Raw genomic sequence first — 6,275 nt, 5'->3', positions numbered from 1 at the left:
CTCTCATGAAAGATTTTCATGAGCTTTGATTGCTCATTAAAGTTTGCTGACTTATTTATAGTAGTTCTCACTACTTTGAATTGTTGGTTTCAATTACTATGCAATTGATTCCCTACACAATTTTGGTTCGTCTTCTTTGTTCAGTTTTCAAAGGTCTATCTTGTTGCTCTTGTGGCAACTACTTAATAGTATCACGAGTTTAACTGGAAGTCAACAACTTTTTATAAATTAATTATAAATGTTGTTCTCTCGGTTAGTGTTACGCTGTAACGCAACTATTAGATATTATCATGTTCAGCTGGTTGAAGTCAATAACTTTTAAAAAAATATTTTCTTCAATGTTTCAACAGAAATAATAATGTCTGAAAAATATACTACCATCTTTCCCAATTCTTGTAAACCACTTTTTGTTTCTTAGAAAAATAAAAAGACCCTAGTCTATACCACCTAGGGCCTTACGTATTTCAATAGCGTGTCTAGCAATTAAGACTCCTGCCAGTTATCTTTGATGAATGTTTTTCGTCCAGACAATTCACTATAACGCTTATAGTGTGCTGGATTTTTCTTGTAAAACTGTTGATGATAATCTTCAGCTGGCCAGAATGTAGTTGCTTTAGTAATTTGTGTTATAACTGGTTTATTAAATCGACCACTAGCATCTAACGCCGCTTTAGATTTCTCTGCAGCTTCTGCTTGTTCTTTGCTATTCACAAAAATTTCAGGTCGATAAGAATCACCGCGATCAACAAATTGCCCCATTGCATCTGTTGGATCGGTCTGTTGCCAATAAATATCTAGCAATTCTGGATAACTTATTTTTTCATTATCAAATTCAATCTCTACCGCTTCTGTATGACCAGTTGTGCCCGAACAAACTTCCTCATACGTAGGATTTTCTTTGTGTCCGCCAGTGTATCCTGATGTCACTTTTTCAATACCATCCATCTCTTCGAATGGTTGAACCATACACCAAAAACACCCGCCGGCAAATATTGCTGTTTCTTTAGACATCTTAATTGCCCCTTTCATTAAAAAGAAGTGAATCTGCCTCTATTGTATTACATTATTTTAATTTTGAAACGCCAGAAGCATTTTCTTTTGTGATTTCAGTGATTCCACCCATATATGGCACTAATACTTCGGGAATAGTAACTGAACCATCAGCGTTTTGATAGTTTTCTAAAATAGCTGTTACTGTACGTCCAACAGCTAGACCAGAACCATTTAATGTGTGAACATATTCCGGTTTCCCATTTGCGTTACGGAAACGAATCAAAGCACGACGCGCTTGAAATGCTTCAGTATTTGAACATGATGAAATTTCACGATATGTTTCTTGTGCTGGCACCCATACTTCTAAGTCATACGTTTTCGCAGCTGAGAAGCCCATATCACCAGTAGATAATGTAATTACTCGATATGGTAAGTTTAATTTTTGTAGTATATTTTCGGCATTTGTAACCATTTTTTCTAATTCGTCATATGAATCTTCAGGTTGCGCAAATTTCACCATTTCTACCTTTTGGAATTGGTGTAAACGAATTAAACCACGTGTATCACGACCAGCTGATCCTGCTTCTGAACGGAAACTTGGTGTCATCGCAGTGAAGTAGATTGGTAAGTCTTCCCCAGGGATAATTTCATTTGCAAAGTAATTGGTTAACGGTACTTCTGCTGTCGGGATTAGTGTTAAGTGACGGTCTTCATTTGTTGTAGAGAAAACATCTTCAGTAAATTTAGGAAATTGGCCAGTACCATACATTGCTTTGTCATTCACCAAGTAAGGAGGAATAACTTCTTCATATCCTTCTTCTTGGTGTTGGTCTAACATAAAGTTATAAACCGCACGCTCTAAACGGGCACCAAGACCGCGATAATATAAGAACCGAGCACCTGAAACTTTAGCCCCACGTTCAAAGTCTAAAATCCCTAATGCTTCACCAATTTCGTAATGAGCTTTTGGTTCAAAATCGAACTCCGGAGCCTGGCTCCAACGACGAACTTCAACGTTGTCATCTTCATCTTCTCCAACTGGTACTGAGTCATGCGGTAAGTTTGGTAACCGATCCATAATGTAAGTTACTTGTTCGTCTAGTTTTGCTAGTTTTTCATCTAAAACAAGAATTTCTTCCCCTACTTCTTTCATACGAGCAATTTTATCATCAGCGTTTTCTTTATTACGACGAAGTAAACCAATTTCATCAGAAACAGCATTACGTTCTGCTTTTAAAGTTTCTGTTTCAGAAATCACTTCACGACGTTGGCCATCTAAATCAATTAAACGCTCTAACTCCTCTTTAGCAACTCCACGACTAGCGTACTTTGCAGCTGTCGCTTCAAAATTATCTCTTAGTAATTTAATATCAATCATCTTTATTCCTCCTATATATTTAAACAATAAAAAAAGCTATTTCAATCTCCCAAAAATTTGGAAGGGACGAAATAGCTTAGAATTCATATATTATTGCGCGGTGCCACCCTACTTTAAGACACAAAAATGTGATGTCTTACACTCTTTAGATAACGGCTAACCCGGCTCTACTTAATCAGGATGCTATCCTCATATTCGTAGTCAGTGATTGTGTGGATTCATATCACTTGACTACCCACTTTCACCTACCGCGAGCTCTCTAAAAATCAGCCTATACTACTAATCACAATCAATACTTTTTATTTATTGCCTCCATTATATATTCGGCGCAAATAAAAGTCAATTATCCCATAGGTTTATGTGATGTAACATACGCTATGATGATCATTAACCAAATATACCTTGGATATCTTGAATCCACCCTTTGAATAAATCTTCCATGATACGCGTAACTTGGACAACGATACTTACTTTATCAACATCTTCGGCAGGAATAATTGCATTTGACATATCTAACTGATTAAAGAGACTTTTATCAAAATTAACTGTCGTATTAAAAGTGTTAATCGTTTGATCAACCGATAGTGGTGCTGTAAGTGCTAGATTGCCAGCAGCATCATATTGAAATGCTGCATCATAAGTAACTGTAGCATTTTTTTCTAAATCATAATTGTAGGGTAAGAATAGGGCATTTGTTTTAGCATAATTTAGGTTTACACCATCCATTACACCTTGATATATCGTAACATTCTCAGCTGGCAACCATGTTGTACCTTCTTCATAAAGCGTTGTATAAACTAAGTTTTCTTGTAGGGCAGTAAGTAAGGTGCCTGTATTTTCGTACCGGTCTGCTTCAGTCTCAGCACCTAAGGTTACTAGCATGATGTCGCGTCCATCAATTTGACTCATAATGATAATACAACGCCCTGCAATCGTTTCTGTACCCGTTTTTAATCCTGATACATCATCACGTTCATACGCATTACCAGGTAAAAATAGATTCGTATTCTCTAAAGTATACGTTTCACTATCAGATACTTGAAATTCTTTAGAGGTAACATTTGCTCGTTTTAAAACATCCGGATATTCATTCACTATTTCACGCGCAACAAACAAGATATCACGAGCTTGCATCATATTTTCCTGATCCATTGAATAAGGTGAAGCAGAACCATCATTTGTTATTAACCAAGAGCCAGCTAGACCTGAAGCAGTATATAATTCAAAGTTTTTAATACCTAATGCTGTTAGTTTATCACTCATACGCTCAACGAAGGCTTGTTCTGATCCAGAAATATATTCTGCTAAAGCAACAACTGCAGCATTACCTGACCCAATTACAGCAGCATCAATTAAAGCGTCTACTGTATAATAATCTGTCGATTCTTCTAGAGGTACATTAGATAGCCCCTCTGCTACTGATAATGCTGAAACAGCTTCTGATACCGGAATTTTAGTATCAAAATTCAAGTTCCCAGCTTGAATTTCATCATAAACAACATAAAGGGCTATCAATTTTGTTAGTGACGCAATACCGTGTAACTCTGCACTATCTTCTTCGAATAAAATTTGACCAGAATCACTATCAATTGCCATAGCAGCATCTAAATTCAAACCATAATTTGTCGTAATCTCATTTGAAAATTCAGACACAGTACCACTCTTTGCATCACTTGTTTGACTAGCCGTAATAGTGGTATGCTCGGTTGCTAGTACAGCCATAGGCCCTTGAGCCAAATTAAAACCCAACAAAGTAATTAAGGCTATTGTAAAAACTTTTGTCAACTCATTCTTCACTTACATTCGCTCCATTTCTACATGATCATTTGTCTCTTCAAAGCGATTAGGTATGGTAAAAATAAACCGTGTACCTTTATAGTCTGACTCCGCATAAATTTCACCATGATGCAATTCAACAATCGATTGCGTAATCGCCAAACCTAAACCACTACCCGTCTGTGGCTCAGTTCGAGATTTATCCCCCCTATAAAATCTCTGGAAAAGATCCTTTAATTGACCTTTAGGAATCCTAGCGCCGTCATTTTCAACGACAAACTTTGTACTTTCGTGGTCTTGATAAATTGAAATCTTGATATACTTACCCTTTCCACCATATTTAAAAGCATTGGTAAATAAATTGGAAAAGATTCGAACAAATTTTTCTGGATCAATATCTACAAGAATATTATCATCAGGTTCAGCAATAATCTGAAACTCGCGGCCAACTTTATTGGCCTCTAGTTCAAATTCTACCGTAATTTGTTCTACCATACGGACCACATTAATCTGACTAATAGCCAATTTAGTATCCACTTGTTTCACCTTAGTATATTCAAACAAATCTTCCGTCATTCGTTGCATTTGAATCGCTTTATCATAAGCAATATTGATATACTTCATCGCTTTTTCTGGATCTTTCAGCTCTTCTTGCTTCAGCAAAGTCAAGTAACCAATAACCGAAGTAAGCGGTGTACGAATATCATGACTCATATTGGTAATCAAATCATCTTTAGACTGCTCTATTCGTCGCTCTTCTTCTCTGGCTTTTACAGTAGAGTCTACTAAACGGTTAATCGAATCTACAACCGGCTGCATACCATTCATATTAGAAGTAGAAATCTTATGATGGTAGTTACCTTGAGAAATATAATGTAACTCTTCAAGCACATATCCTAACTGAACAGCCCGAAGCCTGCGGTAAACTCGCCAGCCCACAAAAGAAACACTCATCACCAAGTAAACCATGGTTAAACTTAGAAAGAAATTTTGCTGAAATTGTGGGTGGACAAAAAAAGATCCAGGATATTTACGTAACAAAACTGAATAATAGGTTTCGTAGACCGTGATTAACACGAACATTAACCCAAAATAAAGGATGACTAATATCGCTATCCATACAATCGCTTCAAAAAAAAGCTCTGTATGCATCCTACTTTTCTTTTTTTGCAAGAGCTCACCTCTATCACTACTACTCATCTAAGCAACTAACATAAAAAAGACTAGGGGTGCTAGCAAATGCCTTCACCCCTTTTCCAAAAAAGCTTTTAAGCTGTAATCTTATAACCAACGCCCCAAACAGTTGAGATCACTTTATCGCCACCGGTTGCTTCACCAATTTTATCACGTAAGTGACTCACATGGACCATTACAGTCTTAGCTGATACAACAGATTCTTGCTGCCATACACGTTCAAAAATCTCATCCGCTGAAAATACATTATTAGGATTACTTGCTAGTAAGTATAATATACCAAACTCTAATGCAGTTAATTGAATTTGTTGGCCATCTGTAGTGGTTACTTCATGAGAATTTTTGTTAATCACAAGTGGGCCAACCTCAATAGTGGCAGAATCATCACCACCGGCACTAGCACGGCGTAATAATGACTTAATACGCGCCATGACTTCTAATGGGTTGAATGGTTTTGTCACATAGTCATCTGCACCTGTTGTTAAACCAGAAATTTTATCCATATCAGATGATTTAGCCGATAATAATAGGATAGGCATATCTACGTCACGTTTGCGTAACTCTTTAATTACTGTAATCCCGTCTTTTCCAGGCATCATAATATCCAATACCATCATCGCAATATCAGGATTTTCAACAATTTTCTTCAATGCTTCATCTCCATCAAAAGCTTGGACTACCTCATAATCTTCATTTGTCGCATAAATAGTTAATAGTTCAACGATTTCCTTATCGTCATCAGTGATTAAAATTTTCATAGGTCATCCTCCGAACGCTATAGTTTCTCTACCTTATTTTAACAAACCCTAGCCATATAAGTCCTATATTTCTATTCAAAAGTAGTTAAGAATGCCTTAAGACTTGATTTCACAAACTTTATCTACTCCCTCTCATCTTTTTTATAGAAAAAGAGCAAGCACAGTCTTTCTGACCC

At 36.6% G+C, this 6,275-nt stretch carries 5 protein-coding genes and 1 other annotated feature; all 5 genes read right to left on the bottom strand.

Annotation, left to right across the window (positions count from 1 at the left end; translation table 11 throughout):
- Nucleotides 1-483: 483 nt before the first annotated feature.
- The 5 genes from msrA to CJ191_RS05670 all read right to left on the bottom strand — a co-directional run bounded on the left by msrA (nucleotide 484) and on the right by CJ191_RS05670 (nucleotide 6,099).
- Nucleotides 484-1,011 (bottom strand): peptide-methionine (S)-S-oxide reductase MsrA, encoded by a 528-nt coding sequence (gene msrA / locus CJ191_RS05690; protein ID WP_102199245.1) that lies wholly within the window; start codon nucleotides 1,009-1,011, stop codon nucleotides 484-486.
- Between the two features lie 52 nt (nucleotides 1,012-1,063).
- Complete coding sequence (serS, locus tag CJ191_RS05685) at nucleotides 1,064-2,371, bottom strand: serine--tRNA ligase (RefSeq protein ID WP_102199244.1); 1,308 nt, start codon at nucleotides 2,369-2,371, stop codon at nucleotides 1,064-1,066.
- A gap of 59 nt (nucleotides 2,372-2,430) precedes the next feature.
- Nucleotides 2,431-2,673, bottom strand: a binding site (T-box leader).
- A gap of 85 nt (nucleotides 2,674-2,758) precedes the next feature.
- Nucleotides 2,759-4,168: a D-alanyl-D-alanine carboxypeptidase family protein gene (locus CJ191_RS05680; RefSeq protein ID WP_102199243.1), complete on the bottom strand. Its 1,410-nt coding sequence runs from the start codon at nucleotides 4,166-4,168 to the stop codon at nucleotides 2,759-2,761.
- On the bottom strand, nucleotides 4,169-5,320 hold the full coding sequence (locus tag CJ191_RS05675; RefSeq protein WP_102199242.1) for a sensor histidine kinase: 1,152 nt from the start codon (nucleotides 5,318-5,320) through the stop codon (nucleotides 4,169-4,171). It lies immediately after the preceding gene.
- A 95-nt stretch (nucleotides 5,321-5,415) separates the two neighbouring features.
- Nucleotides 5,416-6,099, bottom strand: a complete 684-nt coding sequence (locus CJ191_RS05670) for a response regulator transcription factor (RefSeq protein ID WP_102199241.1) — start codon at nucleotides 6,097-6,099, stop codon at nucleotides 5,416-5,418.
- Between the last annotated feature and the right edge of the window lie 176 nt (nucleotides 6,100-6,275).

This window comes from Aerococcus viridans, from assembly GCF_002871935.1.
Lineage (GTDB): Bacteria > Bacillota > Bacilli > Lactobacillales > Aerococcaceae > Aerococcus > Aerococcus viridans_B.
The sequence above is the reverse complement of the archived record's forward strand: the minus strand, read 5'-3'. Positions and strand labels throughout refer to the sequence as shown.

What these genes read in the sequence shown, in the direction of transcription:
- msrA (WP_102199245.1), bottom strand. Translation starts at nt 1,011, where the DNA reads ATGTCTAAAGAAACAGCAATATTTGCCGGCGGGTGTTTTTGGTGTATG.
- serS (WP_102199244.1), bottom strand. Translation starts at nt 2,371, where the DNA reads ATGATTGATATTAAATTACTAAGAGATAATTTTGAAGCGACAGCTGCA.
- CJ191_RS05670 (WP_102199241.1), bottom strand. Translation starts at nt 6,099, where the DNA reads ATGAAAATTTTAATCACTGATGACGATAAGGAAATCGTTGAACTATTA.